The sequence below is a fragment of the Pseudomonas sp. IT-P2 genome, assembly GCF_949767575.1.
In the GTDB taxonomy this organism is placed as follows: domain Bacteria; phylum Pseudomonadota; class Gammaproteobacteria; order Pseudomonadales; family Pseudomonadaceae; genus Aquipseudomonas; species Aquipseudomonas pharyngis.
Genome location: NZ_CATKQA010000001.1, coordinates 150,488 through 165,696 on the forward strand (window position 1 = coordinate 150,488; position 15,209 = coordinate 165,696).

Genomic DNA, 15,209 nt, shown 5'->3' on the forward strand with positions numbered 1-15,209 from the left:
GACCGAGACCCTGCCGATGTCCGCTCCCAGCATGACCCTGTTCCACAACACCCTGTCCCCGTTCGTGCGCAAAGTCATGGTGCTGCTGCACGAGACCGGCCAGCAGGATCGCGTCGCGCTGCAGGACTGCGTGCTCAGCCCTGTCAGCCCGGACGCGGCCCTCAACGAAGACAACCCGCTGGGCAAGATCCCGGCCCTGCGCCTGGCCGACGGCAATGTCATCCATGACAGCCGGGTGATCCTCGATTACCTCGACCACCAGCACGTCGGCAATCCGCTGATCCCTCGCGACGGCTCGGCCCGCTGGCGGCGCCTGACCCTGGCCTCGATGGCCGACGGGATCATGGACGCCTCGGTCATGGTGCGTTACGAGCAAGTGCTGCGCGCCCCGGAAAAACACTGGGACGAATGGCTCGAGGCCCAGCGCGAGAAGATCCGCCGCGCCCTCGCCCTGCTGGAACGCGACGCGATTGCCGAACTGACCTGCCACTTCGACGTCGCTTCGATCAGCGTGGCCTGTGCGCTGGGTTATCTGGATCTGCGCTTTCCGGATCTGGGCTGGCGTGACGCCAACCCGCAACTGGCCAACTGGTTCTTTGAAGTGAGCCAGCGGCCGTCGATGATTGCGACGATGCCGAAGGCTTGACGCACCGGGCGGGAGGTAACGAGGCAAAGATCAGCGTCATCAACACCTCGGCCTCCCGCTGCTCCTCACGCAACCCAACGAACCGGCTCATTGCACCGCTCCGATATCGAACTCCAGCGATTTGGCCGGTTTCTGCCCGATCCCGTACCAATCCAGATTGCGGGTCAGCACCATGAACACACCGAGCAGACCGAACAGCAGCAGCGAACCCATCAGCAGCGCGTAATCCTCGGCGCTCAGCAAGCCATAGAGCAAGCCGTACAACGCCGCCAGCCCCGCCGAAAAACTCAAGCCATGCCGCACGCTGCGCAGCACGTGGCAGACGTAGAACCCGATCAACACCACACAACCGCTGGCCGACAACAGATACGCCAGGGCAAACCCGATGTGCTCCGACAACGACAGCAGCAACAGATAGAAGAACGCCAGCGCCACACCCACCAGCGCGTATTGCACCGGGTGCACCGCCAGGCTTTTCAGCACTTCGAACAGGAAGAAACCGGCGAACGTCAGGACGATGAACAGCAGCGCATATTTGATCGCCCGGTCGCTCTTCAGATATTGATCCACCGGATCGATGAAGCTCACGCCGAAACTGCGCTCGTTGAACGCCTCGCAATCATTGCCCGACACACAACGGCTCATCGCTTCTTGCAAATTAGTGGAGAAAAACGAGGTCTGCCAATCGGCGGTGAAACCCTGATCGTTGATCTCGCGTTTGGCCGGCAGGAAGTTGCCGATGAAGCTTGGGTGCGGCCAGTTGGCGGCGAGGTTCACGCGGCTGGTCTTGCCCACCGGCAGCACCTGCAACGAACCGGTGCCTTGCAGGCGCAGGTCGAAGCCGAAGGCCAGCTCCGTGGTTTTGCTGGTGTCCAGCGCCGGCAGCGTCACTCGCACACCCTCGCCCAGCCAGCCGACCTGAGTACCGGGCACGAAGTCCAGGCGTTGCGCGCCGAGTTCCAGCTTCAGGGCATTTTCGATCCCGCGAATGTCACTGATGCCGACCGCCAGGAACGGCGCATCGAAGGTGTAATCGACAAAGTCTTCCTTGATCCCCAACTGCGCCGGCAGCGAGAAATGCCCACTGATGCGGTTGTCGGCATGGAACAGCCGCGCTTCGTAAATGCCCCGGGCCCGCAGTTCGGTCTGCACCTGGCCGTCGAGCTCAAAGCGCTCCGGCAGGAAATACAGCCGTCCGCGTTCCTCACCGATTTCCTGGTATCGCTCGTCACTCTTCTCTTTGGTTTTCCAGGTGCGCACCACTTTGCGATACGGCACAACCATCACCGGCCCGCTGAGTTGCTGGCTGTAGCTTGAGCTTCTGGCGATGTCTTCCAGCACGCCGTCACGCAGTTGCTGGCGATCATCGATGATGCCGTCGATCATCAACAGCGGCACCAGCAACACCAGGATCAGCAGGGCAATGGCCCCGAGTTTTATCGTCAGACTTTTGTTCATGGGACTCTCCCTGTTTCGGTGGGCAGAGTCTGCGAAGGAGATGTGGGGGTTTTGTGGGAGGAATGTGGAGTTTGTGTGGAGACTACAACTGCAGAACGACTTCCACCCCGGCTTCGACGTTGCCGATGCGCATCGAACCACCGTGCAACTTGATCACCTCTTCGACAAAATTGAGCCCGAGACCAGTGCTTTTACGTCCGCTGTCCGGGCGTGGCAGGGAGTAGAAGCGCTCGCTCAAGCGCGGCAAGGCGTAGTCGGGAATCGGCGTGGTTTCGTTGAACAGGCGAAGCTCGACCCGCTCACCGATTTTCTCGGCGCCGAAGCGCAGCAGACCGTGCGACGGGGTGAAATCCAATGCGTTCTCCAGCAAATTGCCCAGCGCCTGACGCAACAGAAACGGCTCGCCTATCAACGCCAGATCCGGCGCGATGGTTTGCTCGATCCGCAGTTGCCGACCTTCGATGCGTGCCATTTGAGCCTGTAACAGCTCATCCACCAGCGCCGCCAATGGCACTGCGACGCGTTCCTCAAGACCCTGCCGCTGTTCGACCTGAGCCAGATTGAGCAGGCGTTCGATCAACTGCTGCATCCGAGCACTTTCACTGTCGATGTTGCCGACAAAACGTAGGCGCTGATCCGCCGGCATCTCGCCCTGCAACAACTCGGCGGCACCGCGAATGGCGGCCAGCGGGCTTTTCAGTTCGTGGGTCAGGGTGTGCACATAGCGCTCGACGTAGGCTTTGCCTTCGAGCTGGGTGCGCATCTGTTCCACGGCGGTCGCCAACTGCTCCAGCTCGCCACCGCGATAGTGCGGCACCGCCACCCGACGGCCCTCGCTCACGGCCTGGGCGTACACGGTCAAGCGGTGCAGCGCCCGACTGAGCCACCACGACAGCACGGCGCCAAGCAACAGGCCGAGGCCGATCAATCCGGCGCCGTAACCGAGCAAGCGGCGTTCGGTGCGATCGACATAGGGTTGCAGTGAACTGTTGGGTTTGGCCACGGTGACCACGCCGATGATCGCGCCGTTGTCGCGAATCGGCGCGCCGACGTGCATCACCGAGGAGTTCGGGTCATTCGGGTCACTGCGGCTGGAGCGTGCGCCGTATTCGCCGCGCAGGGTCAGGTAGACGTCATTCCAGCGCGAATAGTCCTGACCGACCGCGACACCACTGGAGTCCAGCACCACGATGCCCTTGGCGTCAGTGACGTAGATGCGGTGGTTGACCTGGTTTTTCGCCAGGCCCCAGATCGTCGCCTTCGGCTGGCGTTCGCCATAGGCGCGGAGCAATTCCGGCCAGCGATTCTGGTTGAGGGTGCCGGCCTTGAAATCGTCCCGCAGGATTTCCGCCATCAGGTTGGCGGTGTCGACCAGGGTTTCTTCGGTGGACTGGCGCACGCCGGGGCGGATTTCTTCCATCACGGTGTTGAGCACGAAATACCCGGTGAGGCCGATGAACAGCACGTACACCAGGAAAATCCGCAGCCCCAGCGACATCAGCTGTGCCCCGGGCTGTAGCTGTAGCCGAGGCCGCGATGGGTCTGGATCGGCTCGGCCTCGGCACGCACCAGACGCAATTTGGCGCGCACGCTTTTGATATGGCTGTCGATGCTGCGCTCGTAACCGGCATCCGCCGCCACGCCCAGCGCATCGAGCAATTGCTCGCGGCTGAACACGCGCTCGGGTTGTTCGAGCAGGCATTGCAGCAGACGGAATTCGTGGCGAGTCAGGCTCAGGGGCTGGCCGCGATAGCTGATCTGTACGCGCTCGGGATCGATGCGAAACAGCGCCGAGGACGCTTCGATAATCGGACGTGGCGCCATGCGCTTGAGAATCGCCCGGACCCGCGCCGCCACTTCCCGTGGGCTGAACGGCTTGACCACGTAATCATCGGCGCCGATTTCCAGGCCCACCACGCGATCGATTTCGGCATTGCGCGCGCTGAGAAACAGCACCGGCACTTCGCTAAAGCGACGCAACTGTTTGCAGGTCTCGAAGCCGCTGATGTCCGGCAAGCCGATGTCGAGGATGATCAGATCCGCCGGGGTCTGGCGCTGATGCTCCAGCGCCGCCGCGCCCAGGCTCAGCCAGGTCGTGGTGAAGCCCTCGCCCTGCAAGGCAAAAATCAGCGTGTCGGCAATCGCCGCTTCGTCTTCGACAATCAGGATATGAGGCATGGCGTCCGAGCCTGTGGGTTAAGTGCGCGAACGGTGCCCCAAGCCCGGCGTTACGTCAATGAGACCACCAGCGTCGCGTCTCACAAATGCGTTCCTTTTTTGACGAGTGGCTGTTGTCGTCAGGCAAGGCGCCGCGACGAGTCATAGCCCGCTATGGCGAGGAGCGGCAACGCAGCATGACGGCAACAGACACCGTCAAAAAGGAACAGCATTTGCGAGACACGACGCTCGATCAGCAATCAGGTTTGTCAGCGGTGAAGCGTCGCGCCGGGTTCACCGCCGCGCCGAACTCGCGCAGGGCCTTGGCACCGATCAGCAACGGGTAGTTGAAGTTGCTGCGGTCGGTCAGGTTGACCTCCACGGTACGCTTGACGTCGCCCAGGCACAGCTCCAGATCGACCACCGGGCGCTTGGCCACTTCGGTGCTTTCGCCCTCGTCTTCTTCATCCGAGCGACTCTTGATCTTGCTGATCCGCGCGACCTTGTGCTCGTACACCTTGTTGCTGGCGTCCTTGGTGGCCAGACGGAAACGCACCCAGTCTTCACCGTCACGGGTGAAGGTCTCGATGTCCTTGGCCGACAGCGAGGCGGTCAGCGCGCCGGTGTCCATCTTGGCCTTGAGCACTTCGCCGCCGATCTCCGGCAGTGCGATGTATTCATAGCGTCCGTAAAGGGTCGGCTCGGCTGCCAGGACCGGCAGGGCGACGAGGGAAAGCAGTGCAAGGATGGATTTCACGTAAGGGGCTTCCTTGGGAAATGAGGGCGTCAGACGCGAGATTTTAGACCGTTGTTTACTTGATCGTTCCCACGCTCCGCGTGGGAATGCATCAGGTGACGCTCCGCGTCACAGGGACGCAGAGCGTCCCCGGCGGCGTTCCCACGCAGAGCGTGGGAACGATCAGACTAACGCCCCAAAGGTGAAACATTCGTCACCGGCGGATTTGGCCTGCCGGCCGAAGCCACTTATCATGGCGCGCCCATCCGTTTTCCAAGAGTTGCTTATGCGCCGCCTGCTCACCGGCTGTTTCGTCACCCTGCTGCTGTTGTCCAACACCCTGGTGCTGTTCGGCCCGCTGATGGTGTTCGCCGTGCTCAAGCTGATCCTGCCCGGGCGCTTTCGCGACTATGCCTCGTGGGCGGTGATGTGGATCGCCGAAACCTGGGCGGAAATCGACAAGCTGATCTTCCGCCTGTGCATCCCCACGCAATGGGACATTCGCGGCGGCGAAGACCTGCGCAGCGACACTTCCTACCTGGTGATCAGCAACCATCAGTCCTGGGTCGATATCCCGGCGCTGATCCAGACCCTCAACCGACGCACGCCGTTCTTCAAGTTCTTCCTCAAGAAAGAGCTGATCTGGGTGCCCTTCCTGGGCCTGGCCTGGTGGGCGCTGGATTACCCGTTCATGAAGCGCTACACCAAGGCGTTCCTAGCGAAGAACCCCGAGCTGGCCGGCAAGGATCTGGAAATCACCAAAGCGGCGTGCGAACTGTTCAAGCGTCAGCCGGTGACGGTGGTGAATTATCTGGAAGGCACGCGTTACACCGCCGCCAAAAGCACTCAGCAGCAATCACCGTTCAGCCACCTGCTCAAGCCCAAAGCCGGCGGCGTGGCGTTCGTACTGGCGGCGATGGGCGAACAGCTGGACGCGATTCTCGATGTGACCGTGGTTTATCCACAGCAGAAGATTCCGGGGTTCTGGGACCTGATCAGCGGCAACGTGCCGCGCGTGATCATCGACATCCAGACCCGCGAGCTGGATCCGGCCCTGTGGCAGGGCGATTACGAAAATGATCCGGTGTTTCGCGAGAAGGTCCAGAACTGGGTCAACCAGCTCTGGACTCTCAAGGATCAGCGCATCGCCGAACTCAAGGTCGAGCGCCGCTGAATCAACCGTTGGTGCCGGTGCCCCAGATGCTGCCCAAGCTTTGCAGCAGCGAACCGCCGACACCCTGTTGACCGAGATATTGCAGGAGGATCGGGGCAAACTGGCCGACCATCCCGCTGTCCATGCCCAACGCACCGAAGGCGTTGTTCAGGTCATTGGTGTCCTTGACGTTGCCCAGCGCATTTTCCAGCCCGGCGGACTTGCCCGACGAGCCGAGCAGACCGCTCAACGCCGCCAGACTGCCAGCGCCACCCGACAACTGGTCGATACCCGGTACTTCCTTGGCCAGTTCGGAATAATCGGTGCTGCTCAATTGGTTCTTCGCCAGGCCCAACATGGCACTGGTGCCACCCACCGCTTGTTGTGGCGTGAGGTCCAGTGCGCTCAGCGCACTCAACAAGCCAGCGGTTTCCGAGGTCGGCGCGGCCGTCGCAGCCTTGTCACCGCCCTGCATGCCCGATACCACGCCGGCCACATCATTCAAACTGAAACCGGCAAACACCGGCCCTGCCGCCAGGGTCAGGAGCGATGCCAGGGCAAAACCGCGTGAAATCTTCATTCAGACATCCTCTTGTGGCGTGAAGACCGCCCGGATACAGGCGATCAAACTGCCGGTTTGACCGGGTAGGCGGCAGCATGTTCCGGCGTGCGACTGGATATTCACATCCTGTTTGTGAAGGAAGCGTGACGCGCTTTCAGCCAAAGGACCGCTCCGTTATTTCTGACCTTCATAAAAAGTCGGGCGTTGATGCCGAATGGATTTCTTTACCTGTCAGATATGACAGTTACCGTGCCATCGGAACTGGATTACCGTGGATTTGCATCAATGATCCGGAAACAGCGAGGGGCAGGCGTCAGCCATTTGAATAGGAGATACGGTAATGGAAAAGCAATGCGTACCGCGCAATGAACTGCTTGACCCGGATATGCCGCCGATCATCTTCTGCATCAACCCGGACGATCCGATCATCAAACATATCAAAGCGGGGCAGAAGGTGACTTATGACCTTGTGCGTGGTGATAACGGCCAGTTTTATGCAGTCGACATCAGACTGGCTCAGGATTAAGGACGTCTCCTGAGAAGACTGCGCAAGTTTGCAATTCCGTAGGTTTACAAACTCAATTGAAGCGGGAAGCATCAAAATGTCAAACAGAGCTCAAGGTACAGTCAAGTGGTTCAACGACGAGAAAGGATTTGGTTTCATCACCCCGAAAGATGGGGGGCCTGATCTTTTTGTTCATTTCAAGGCAATAGAAACAGACGGTTTCAAAAGTTTGAAGGAAGGGCAGACCGTAAGTTATGTAGCCGAACCAGGGCAAAAAGGAATGCAGGCCGCACAGGTGCGACCCGAGTAGAAACCTCGCCACAAAGACCAGCTCAACTCGTTTCCGACAAAAAACGGCGCTCAAGAGCGCCGTTTTTCATTTGGATCTAATTACGCCGCACTGAACAACTTGTGCGGATCAATCACAAACTTCTTCGGCACACCCGCATCGAACTCGCCGTAACCTTCCGGCGCCTGGTCGAGGCTGATGACCTGCACGCCCACCACTTCGGCGATGTTGATGCGGTCCCACATGATCGCCTGCATCAGCTGACGGTTGTACTTCATCACCGGGGTCTGGCCGGTGTGGAAGCTGTGGGATTTGGCCCAGCCGAGGCCGAAACGGATGCTCAGGCTGCCCATTTTCGCGGCAGCGTCCACGGCACCCGGATCCTCGGTCACGTACAGGCCCGGGATACCGATCTTGCCGGCGACGCGCACCACGCCCATCAGCGAGTTGAGCACGGTGGCCGGGGCTTCGGATTTGACGCCGTCGTGACCATGACCACGGGCTTCGAAGCCGACGCAGTCCACTGCGCAATCCACTTCAGGCTCGCCCAGCAGCGCGGCGATCTGTTCGTGCAGCGGGGTGTCTTTCGACAGGTCGACGATTTCGAAACCCTGAGCCTTGGCGTGGGCCAGGCGGATGGTGTTGACGTCGCCGACGATCACCACCGCAGCGCCGAGCAAACGGGCGGAGGCGGCAGCGGCCAGACCGACCGGGCCAGCGCCGGCAATGTAAACGGTGCTGCCCGGACCGACGCCAGCGGTAACGGCGCCGTGGTAACCGGTCGGCAAAATGTCGGAGAGGCAGGTCAGGTCACGGATTTTCTCCATGGCCTTGTCGCGGTCCGGCAGTTTCAGCAGGTTGAAGTCGGCGTACGGCACCAGCACGTATTCGGCCTGGCCGCCGGTCCAGTCGCCCATGTCGACGTAACCGTAGGCACCGCCGGCGCGGGCCGGGTTGACGGTCAGGCAGACGCCGGTGTGTTGCTCCTTGCAGGAACGGCAGCGCCCGCAAGCCACGTTGAACGGAACGGACACCAGATCGCCGATTTTCAGGCTTTCGACGTCGCTTCCCTTCTCGATCACTTCACCGGTGATCTCGTGTCCCAGCACCAGACCGACCTGAGCGGTGGTACGGCCGCGCACCATGTGCTGGTCGGAGCCGCAAATGTTGGTTGAAACCACACGCAGGATGACACCGTGCTCGATCTTCCTGCCGCGCGGATCCTGCATTTTCGGATAGTCGATTTTCTGTACTTCGACCTTGCCAGCGCCGAGATACACCACACCACGATTGCCAGACATGCTTTCACCTCGCTGTTGTTTTTATGGAACCGCGCCGCCCAGGCAGGCAGCGCGTTAAGTGCTCGGGTACAGATGCTGATTCTTGTGTTGCCTGTTATGGCCTCATCGCTGGCAAGCCAGCGATAGCGGCCTAGAGAACGACCGTGCGATTGGCGTTCAAAAAAACCCTTCTTTCAATGTGATACCCAACAGCCCGGGCCAGGGTCAGGCCTTCGATGTCGCGGCCCTTGGCGATAAGGTCTTCGGGGTAATGACTGTGATCCACCGCCTCGACGCCCTGGGCGATGATCGGCCCCTCGTCCAGGTCGTTGTTGATGTAGTGCGCGGTGGCGCCCACCAGTTTCACGCCCTTGTTGTAGGCCTGGTGATACGGCTTGGCGCCCTTGAAGCCCGGCAGCAGCGAGTGGTGAATGTTGATCGCCTTGCCATCGAGCTTGCGGCACAGCTCCGGCGACAGCACCTGCATGTAGCGGGCGAGGATCACCAGTTCAGCGCCGGCCTCTTCGATCACCTGCCACACCTGCCGCTCCTGGGCCGGTTTGTCGTTGGGGTCGAGGGGAAAATGGTAGTAGGGAATCTGGTGCCAGTCGGCCAGCGGCTTGAGGTCCGGGTGATTCGACACCACCGCCGCCACGTCCATCGACAACTGGCCGATGCGCTGGCGGTAGAGCAAATCGTTAAGGCAGTGATCGGCCTTGGAGACCATGATCACCACTTTTGGCCGGTAGTTCGGCGCGGTCAGCTCGAAGATCATGCCGAACGCCTGACCGCGTTCGGCGAGGCCGGCGCGGAAGGATTGCTCGTCAAAACCGTCGGGCTGACGGAACTCCACCCGAATGAAGAAACGGCCCGAGAGCCGGTCATCGAACGAATGGTGCTCGGTCACGTAGCAACCCTGCTCGAACAGAAAACGCGTCACCGCGTCCACGGTGCCGAGAACGCTGGGGCAGTCGGCGGTCAGAATCCATGTATCCGGGGCGCGGCTCATCGTTTTCTCCTGATCAGGCCTGAACGCTGAGGCCGTATTCGGCGGACGCATCCTGCAACCACAACCACCAGTAATCCGAGAAGCTGCGACGGATCAGCAGTTCCCAGGTGTCTTCGGCGGTATGGCGAATCATCAACTGCGACTTGGCGAACACCGTGCCGACAGCCTTGCCGACCGGGAAGTTGTTCGGGTGCACGTCGTAGCTGGTGGATTTCATCAGCACCTGACGCACGTTCGGGCCGCTCAGTTCGAGAATCTGCTGGCCGCCGCTGACATTGACGATTGCGATGTGCAGATCGCCCAGCGCTTCGCGCAGTTTCTGCTCGGCGGCGAACTCTTCACCGCTCGGCACGATCAGCAGCCATTCGTCCGGGCCCATCCATTGCAGGCTGGTTTCGCCTTTGACGATCACGCTCAGGGCGCCCGGCAACTCGATGCCCAGCGCCTTGTGCACGCCGGCAGCGAACGCGGCATCGTGGCCGTCGCCGCGGATGGTCAGATGGCCGAGGAGTTTCTTTTCGCGCACGGTCACACCGGCGGTCTTGCGGCCCTTGCCGACCAGGCTGGCGAGGTCGGCGTGATGCAGCGACGACTCGGCCTTGGCCCCGGTGGTCGGGCGTTGTTGGTAAACGTTGGCTGCGGTCATAAAGCACCTATTCTTTTGTTTGATCGTTCCCACGCTCTGCGTGGGAATGCCGCCATGGACGCTCTGCGTCCGCTCTTGGGACGCGGAGCGTCCCGGGATGCATTCCCACGCAGACGGTTCGACGCCTCGACGTGGGAACGATCAGTGTCAAATGTTCTGGCGATCGCCTTTCGGATCGAAGAACACCGAAGAAACGATTTCCGCCTCGATCACGCTGCCGTCCGCCAGCGGTGCGAACACCCGCTCGCCCATGCGCTTCAGACCGCCCTTCACCACGCCCATGGCAAACGAATAGCCGAGGGAGTTGTGCGCGTAGCTGGAGGTCACGTGGCCGACCATGGTCATCGGGATCGACTGCTTGGTGTTGAACACCAGCTGTGCACCTTCCGGCAGCCAGACGTTCGGATCGATCGGCTTCAGGCCCACCAGCTGCTTACGCTGGTCACGCACGCAGTCTTCACGGTTCATGCCGCGCTGGCCGATCCACGAGAACGGTTTGGTGCGACCGACGCACCAGCCCATGTTCAGGTCGTCCGGGGTCATCGAGCCGTCGGTGTCCTGGCCGACGATGATGAAGCCCTTCTCGGCCCGCAGCACGTGCATGGTTTCGGTGCCGTACGGGGTCAGGTTGTACTGCTTGCCCGCCTCGACGATTTTTTCCAGCACGCCCATCGCGTAATCGGCCTGGACGTTGACTTCGTACGACAGCTCACCGGTGAACGAGATACGGAACACCCGCGCCGGCACACCGCCGACCAGACCTTCCTTCCAGGTCATGAACGGGAACGCTTCGTTGGCCAGGTCGATGTCGGTCACGGCGCTGAGCAGCTTGCGGCTGTTCGGGCCGGACAGGGTCATGGTCGCCCAGTGGTCGGTGACGGAGGTGAAATACACCTTCAGGTCCGGCCATTCGGTCTGGTGGTACAGCTCCAGCCACTGCAGGACGCGAGCCGCGCCGCCGGTGGTGGTGGTCATGACGAAATGGTTGTCGGCCAGACACGCCGTCACCCCGTCGTCGAAGACCATGCCGTCTTCCTTGCACATCAGGCCGTAACGGGCCTTGCCCACGTCGAGCTTGGTCCAGGCGTTGGTGTACACGCGGTTGAGGAACTCGCGGGCGTCCGGGCCCTGGATGTCAATCTTGCCCAGGGTCGAAGCGTCCAGCAGACCGACGCTATCGCGCACAGCCTTGCATTCGCGTTTGACGGCGGCATGCATGTCTTCGCCGTTTTTCGGGAAGTACCAAGGACGCTTCCACTGGCCGACGTCTTCGAACTCGGCGCCGTTTTTCAGGTGCCATTGATGCAGTGCGGTGTAACGCACCGGTTCAAAGATGTGCCCGCAGTGACGACCGGCTACCGCACCAAATGTCACCGGCGTGTAGTTCGGACGGAACATCGTGGTGCCCATCTGCGGGATGGTCACGTTCAGCGAACGGGCGGCAATCGCCAGACCGTTGACGTTGCCGAGCTTGCCCTGATCGGTGCCGAAGCCCAGCGCCGTGTAGCGTTTGACGTGTTCGACCGACTCGAAACCTTCGCGGGTCGCCAGTTCGATGGCGGCGGCGGTCACGTCGTTCTGCAGGTCGACGAATTGCTTCGGTGCCCGCGAAGTGCCCTTCTCGTGCGGCACCTGGAACAGCGCCAGGGTTGGTTCTTCGAGACGGCTCAGGGCTTTCGGCAACACGGCTTCAACGGCCTGGAAACCGGCTTCGGACGCAGCGCGCACGCCGCCTTCAAAACCGTCAGCCAGAGAATCGCCAAGACCGTAGACGCCATTGATGCCACCGACGCACACACGTTTCTGCGGTGCTTCGCCCGGTACGAAACCGAGGATGTCTTCGCGCCAGATCGGCTTGCCGCCGAGGTGCGACGCCAGGTGAACCACCGGGCTGTAACCGCCGGAGCTGGCGATCAGGTCGCAGTCGAGCCATTCGCCCGGGCTGGTGACCTTGTGGCCTTTGACATCGATCGCCGCCACGCGGGCAGCGGTCACGTGCTTGCTGCCACGGGCCTCGATCACGGCGCTGCCGGTGAGGATACGAATGCCTTTGGCGCGCGCTTCTTCGACCAATGCGCCACGCGGATTGCTGCGGGCGTCGGCGATGGCGACCACTTGCAGGCTGGCGTCGAGCCAGTCCAGCGCCACTCGGTAGGCGTGATCGTTGTTGGTCGACAGCACCAGTTTTTTGCCCGGTGCCACGCCATAACGGCGCACGTAAGTCGAGACTGCGCCAGCGAGCATGTTGCCCGGCACGTCGTTGTTGCCGTAGACCAGCGGACGCTCGTGAGCGCCGGTCGCCAGCACCACACGTTTGGCGCGGACGCGGTGGATGCGCTGACGCACCTGGCCGATCGGCGCGCGGTCACCGAGGTGATCGGTGAGGCGTTCATGAATGGTCAGGAAGTTGTGGTCGTGGTAGCCGTTGACCGTGGCGCGCGGCAACAGCAGCACGTCCGGAGTGCTCTTCAATTCAGCGATGACGCCGGCCACCCATTCCATCGCCGGTTTGCCGTCGAGGCTTTCGCGGGAATCGAGCAGGCTGCCGCCGAACTCTTCCTGCTCGTCGGCGATGATCACCCGCGCACCGCTGCGCGCAGCCGCCAGGGCAGCGGCCAGACCGGCCGGGCCGGCGCCGACGATCAGCACGTCGCAGTGCTGGTTCATGTAGTCGTAGGTGTCCGGATCGACTTCGGTCGGCGAACGGCCCAGGCCGGCAGCCTTGCGAATGTACTTCTCGTAAGTCATCCAGAACGATTGCGGGTACATGAAGGTTTTGTAGTAGAAACCCGGCGGCATCAGCTTGCCGCCGACCTTGCCGAGAATCCCCATCATGTCGTTGTTGACGCTCGGCCAGCCGTTGGTGCTGGTGGCGACCAGGCCCTGGTACAACGCCTGTTGCGTGGCGCGCACGTTAGGGATCTGGGTGGCTTCGGTAGCACCGATCTGCAGCACCGCGTTCGGCTCTTCGGCACCGGCGGCGAAGATGCCGCGCGGACGCGAATACTTGAAGCTGCGGCCAATGATGTCGACGCCGTTGGCCAGCAGGGCTGCGGCCAGCGAGTCGCCTTCAAAACCTTTATAGGTCTGGCCGTTGAAGGTGAAGCTCAGCACTTTGTTGCGGTCGATCCGTCCACCGTTGGACAGGCGATTGGTCTGGCTCATACCTTCTCTCCCAGCGCCGTCGTGGCTGTTTTCGCAGCGTCAGCCTTGTCGGTGAATTGCGGCTTGGTGCCGATCTTGTAGGTTTCGAGAATCTCGTAGGTCACGGTGTCGCGGGTGACGTTGAAGTACTGGCGGCAACCGGCGACGTGATCCCACAACTCGTGGTGCAGACCGCGCGGGTTGTCGCGGAAGAACATGTAGTCGCCCCACTCCTCGTCGGTGCAGCTGTTCGGATCCAGCGGACGCGGGATGTGCGCCTGGCCGGATGCATGGAATTCCTCTTCGGAACGCAGTTCGCCGCAGTGAGGACAGAAGATATGCAACATGGGATTTCTCCTGTTAGTGGGCGACAGCCGCAGCGCCGTGTTCGTCGATCAACGCACCGTTGTGGAAACGGTCGATGGAGAAAGGTGCGGCCAGCGGGTGCATTTCACCCTTGGCCAGACTCGCGGCAAACACGTTGCCCGAGCCAGGTGTGGCCTTGAAGCCACCGGTGCCCCAACCGCAGTTGAAGAACATGTTCGGCACCGGGGTTTTCGAAATGATCGGGCAGGCGTCCGGCGTGGTGTCGACGATGCCGCCCCACTGACGGTTCATGCGCACTCGCGACAGCACCGGGAACATCTCGACGATGGCCTGGATGGTGTGCTCGATCACCGGGTACGAACCGCGCTGGCCGTAGCCGTTGTAGCCGTCGATACCAGCGCCGATCACCAGGTCGCCCTTGTCGGACTGGCTGATGTAACCGTGCACGGCGTTGGACATGATCACGCTGTCGATGATCGGCTTGATCGGCTCGGACACCAGCGCCTGCAACGGGTGGGACTCGATCGGCAGACGGAAACCGGCGAGCTTGGCCATGTGCCCGGAGTTACCGGCGGTGACCACGCCGACGCGTTTGGCGCCGATGAAGCCCTTGTTGGTTTCAACACCGATGCACACGCCGTTTTCCTTGCGGAAACCGATCACTTCGGTCTGCTGGATCAGGTCCACGCCGAGGGCGTCGGCGGCACGGGCAAAGCCCCAGGCCACGGCATCGTGACGGGCCACGCCGCCGCGACGCTGAACGGTCGCGCCCATCACCGGGTAGCGGGTATTTTTCGAGCAATCGAGGTACGGGATTTCGTCCGCGACCTGCTTGGCGTTGAGCAGTTCGCCGTCGACGCCGTTGAGGCGGTTGGCGCTGACCCGACGCTCGGAATCACGGATGTCCTGCAGGGTGTGGCACAGGTTGTAGACGCCGCGCTGGGAGAACATCACGTTGTAGTTCAGGTCCTGAGACAGGCCTTCCCACAGTTTCATCGCGTGTTCGTACAGGTGAGCCGACTCGTCCCACAGGTAGTTGGAGCGAACGATGGTGGTGTTGCGCGCGGTGTTACCGCCACCCAACCAGCCCTTCTCGACCACGGCCACGTTGGTGATGCCGTGCTCTTTGGCCAGATAGTAGGCCGTCGCCAGACCGTGCCCGCCGCCGCCGACGATGACCACGTCGTAGACCTTTTTCGGGGTCGGCGTGCGCCACATGCGCTGCCAGTTTTCGTGGTGGCTGAGGGAGTGTTTGAAGAGGCCGAAGCCCGAATAGCGTTGCATAGTCATGTACTCC

General features: G+C 61.6%; 15 protein-coding genes. 4 read left to right on the forward strand and 11 right to left on the reverse strand.

Translation table 11 applies throughout. From position 1 onward, the window contains the following. Window positions 1-16 precede the first annotated feature (16 nt). Window positions 17-646: a glutathione S-transferase gene (locus tag ACM6JM_RS00735; protein ID WP_039768114.1), complete on the forward strand. Its 630-nt coding sequence runs from the start codon at window positions 17-19 to the stop codon at window positions 644-646. Window positions 647-733: 87 nt separating this feature from the next. On the opposite strand, the gene creD is transcribed toward ACM6JM_RS00735, so the two are convergent. From creD to ACM6JM_RS00755, 4 genes are all read right to left on the reverse strand, one after another. After that, window positions 734-2,104, reverse strand: a complete 1,371-nt coding sequence (creD, locus tag ACM6JM_RS00740) for a cell envelope integrity protein CreD (protein WP_074692155.1) — start codon at window positions 2,102-2,104, stop codon at window positions 734-736. Between the two features lie 82 nt (window positions 2,105-2,186). Further along, on the reverse strand, window positions 2,187-3,602 hold the full coding sequence (creC, locus tag ACM6JM_RS00745) for a two-component system sensor histidine kinase CreC (protein WP_414881157.1): 1,416 nt from the start codon (window positions 3,600-3,602) through the stop codon (window positions 2,187-2,189). Then, window positions 3,602-4,282: a two-component system response regulator CreB gene (gene creB / locus ACM6JM_RS00750; protein WP_163976662.1), complete on the reverse strand. Its 681-nt coding sequence runs from the start codon at window positions 4,280-4,282 to the stop codon at window positions 3,602-3,604. Before creB ends, creC begins: the two co-directional genes overlap by 1 nt. 232 nt (window positions 4,283-4,514) lie before the next feature. Next, window positions 4,515-5,018, reverse strand: coding sequence for an ATP-dependent zinc protease (locus ACM6JM_RS00755; protein ID WP_414881158.1), 504 nt, complete (start codon window positions 5,016-5,018; stop codon window positions 4,515-4,517). Between the two features lie 265 nt (window positions 5,019-5,283). On the opposite strand from ACM6JM_RS00755, the gene ACM6JM_RS00760 reads away from it, so the two are divergent. Then, window positions 5,284-6,171 carry an acyltransferase gene (locus ACM6JM_RS00760; RefSeq protein ID WP_039768022.1) on the forward strand — a complete coding sequence of 296 codons (888 nt, stop codon included), beginning with the start codon at window positions 5,284-5,286 and terminating at the stop codon, window positions 6,169-6,171. A 1-nt stretch (window position 6,172) separates the two neighbouring features. Here ACM6JM_RS00760 and ACM6JM_RS00765 read toward each other — a convergent pair whose 3' ends face one another. Then, on the reverse strand, window positions 6,173-6,730 hold the full coding sequence (locus tag ACM6JM_RS00765) for a DUF2780 domain-containing protein (RefSeq protein WP_039768021.1): 558 nt from the start codon (window positions 6,728-6,730) through the stop codon (window positions 6,173-6,175). A gap of 322 nt (window positions 6,731-7,052) precedes the next feature. Here ACM6JM_RS00765 and ACM6JM_RS00770 point away from each other — a divergent pair, with 322 nt between their 5' ends. Then, a complete protein-coding gene (locus ACM6JM_RS00770; RefSeq protein WP_039768020.1) occupies window positions 7,053-7,238 on the forward strand; it encodes a hypothetical protein in 186 nt (61 codons plus the stop codon). Window positions 7,239-7,314: 76 nt separating this feature from the next. After that, a complete protein-coding gene (locus ACM6JM_RS00775; protein WP_039768019.1) occupies window positions 7,315-7,527 on the forward strand; it encodes a cold-shock protein in 213 nt (70 codons plus the stop codon). Between the two features lie 80 nt (window positions 7,528-7,607). Here ACM6JM_RS00775 and fdhA read toward each other — a convergent pair whose 3' ends face one another. The 6 genes from fdhA to ACM6JM_RS00805 all read right to left on the reverse strand — a co-directional run bounded on the left by fdhA (window position 7,608) and on the right by ACM6JM_RS00805 (window position 15,196). Next, window positions 7,608-8,807 carry a formaldehyde dehydrogenase, glutathione-independent gene (fdhA, locus tag ACM6JM_RS00780; RefSeq protein WP_011336270.1) on the reverse strand — a complete coding sequence of 400 codons (1,200 nt, stop codon included), beginning with the start codon at window positions 8,805-8,807 and terminating at the stop codon, window positions 7,608-7,610. Between the two features lie 130 nt (window positions 8,808-8,937). Further along, entirely contained in the window at window positions 8,938-9,795 is an 858-nt protein-coding gene (purU, locus tag ACM6JM_RS00785; RefSeq protein WP_007959808.1) for a formyltetrahydrofolate deformylase, read from the reverse strand. A 13-nt stretch (window positions 9,796-9,808) separates the two neighbouring features. Further along, window positions 9,809-10,441 (reverse strand): sarcosine oxidase subunit gamma, encoded by a 633-nt coding sequence (locus tag ACM6JM_RS00790; RefSeq protein ID WP_039768018.1) that lies wholly within the window; start codon window positions 10,439-10,441, stop codon window positions 9,809-9,811. A 147-nt stretch (window positions 10,442-10,588) separates the two neighbouring features. Further along, the gene (locus tag ACM6JM_RS00795; RefSeq protein ID WP_074692149.1) at window positions 10,589-13,606 is read right to left on the reverse strand and encodes a sarcosine oxidase subunit alpha; all 3,018 of its coding nucleotides are present in this window, start codon (window positions 13,604-13,606) and stop codon (window positions 10,589-10,591) included. Beyond that, the gene (locus ACM6JM_RS00800; protein ID WP_414881159.1) at window positions 13,603-13,932 is read right to left on the reverse strand and encodes a sarcosine oxidase subunit delta; all 330 of its coding nucleotides are present in this window, start codon (window positions 13,930-13,932) and stop codon (window positions 13,603-13,605) included. The genes ACM6JM_RS00795 and ACM6JM_RS00800 overlap by 4 nt, the downstream gene beginning before the upstream one ends. Before the next feature lie 13 nt (window positions 13,933-13,945). Continuing rightward, window positions 13,946-15,196, reverse strand: coding sequence for a sarcosine oxidase subunit beta (locus ACM6JM_RS00805; protein WP_003206307.1), 1,251 nt, complete (start codon window positions 15,194-15,196; stop codon window positions 13,946-13,948). Window positions 15,197-15,209: the final 13 nt, after the last annotated feature.

Excerpts from the sequence above, each read along its gene's own strand:
- ACM6JM_RS00735 (WP_039768114.1), top strand. The coding sequence starts at position 17 with ATGTCCGCTCCCAGCATGACCCTGTTCCACAACACCCTGTCCCCGTTC.
- creD (WP_074692155.1), bottom strand. The coding sequence starts at position 2,104 with ATGAACAAAAGTCTGACGATAAAACTCGGGGCCATTGCCCTGCTGATC.
- creC (WP_414881157.1), bottom strand. The coding sequence starts at position 3,602 with ATGTCGCTGGGGCTGCGGATTTTCCTGGTGTACGTGCTGTTCATCGGC.
- creB (WP_163976662.1), bottom strand. The coding sequence starts at position 4,282 with ATGCCTCATATCCTGATTGTCGAAGACGAAGCGGCGATTGCCGACACG.
- ACM6JM_RS00760 (WP_039768022.1), top strand. The coding sequence starts at position 5,284 with ATGCGCCGCCTGCTCACCGGCTGTTTCGTCACCCTGCTGCTGTTGTCC.
- ACM6JM_RS00765 (WP_039768021.1), bottom strand. The coding sequence starts at position 6,730 with ATGAAGATTTCACGCGGTTTTGCCCTGGCATCGCTCCTGACCCTGGCG.
- ACM6JM_RS00770 (WP_039768020.1), top strand. The coding sequence starts at position 7,053 with ATGGAAAAGCAATGCGTACCGCGCAATGAACTGCTTGACCCGGATATG.
- ACM6JM_RS00775 (WP_039768019.1), top strand. The coding sequence starts at position 7,315 with ATGTCAAACAGAGCTCAAGGTACAGTCAAGTGGTTCAACGACGAGAAA.
- fdhA (WP_011336270.1), bottom strand. The coding sequence starts at position 8,807 with ATGTCTGGCAATCGTGGTGTGGTGTATCTCGGCGCTGGCAAGGTCGAA.
- purU (WP_007959808.1), bottom strand. The coding sequence starts at position 9,795 with ATGAGCCGCGCCCCGGATACATGGATTCTGACCGCCGACTGCCCCAGC.
- ACM6JM_RS00790 (WP_039768018.1), bottom strand. The coding sequence starts at position 10,441 with ATGACCGCAGCCAACGTTTACCAACAACGCCCGACCACCGGGGCCAAG.
- ACM6JM_RS00795 (WP_074692149.1), bottom strand. The coding sequence starts at position 13,606 with ATGAGCCAGACCAATCGCCTGTCCAACGGTGGACGGATCGACCGCAAC.
- ACM6JM_RS00800 (WP_414881159.1), bottom strand. The coding sequence starts at position 13,932 with ATGTTGCATATCTTCTGTCCTCACTGCGGCGAACTGCGTTCCGAAGAG.
- ACM6JM_RS00805 (WP_003206307.1), bottom strand. The coding sequence starts at position 15,196 with ATGCAACGCTATTCGGGCTTCGGCCTCTTCAAACACTCCCTCAGCCAC.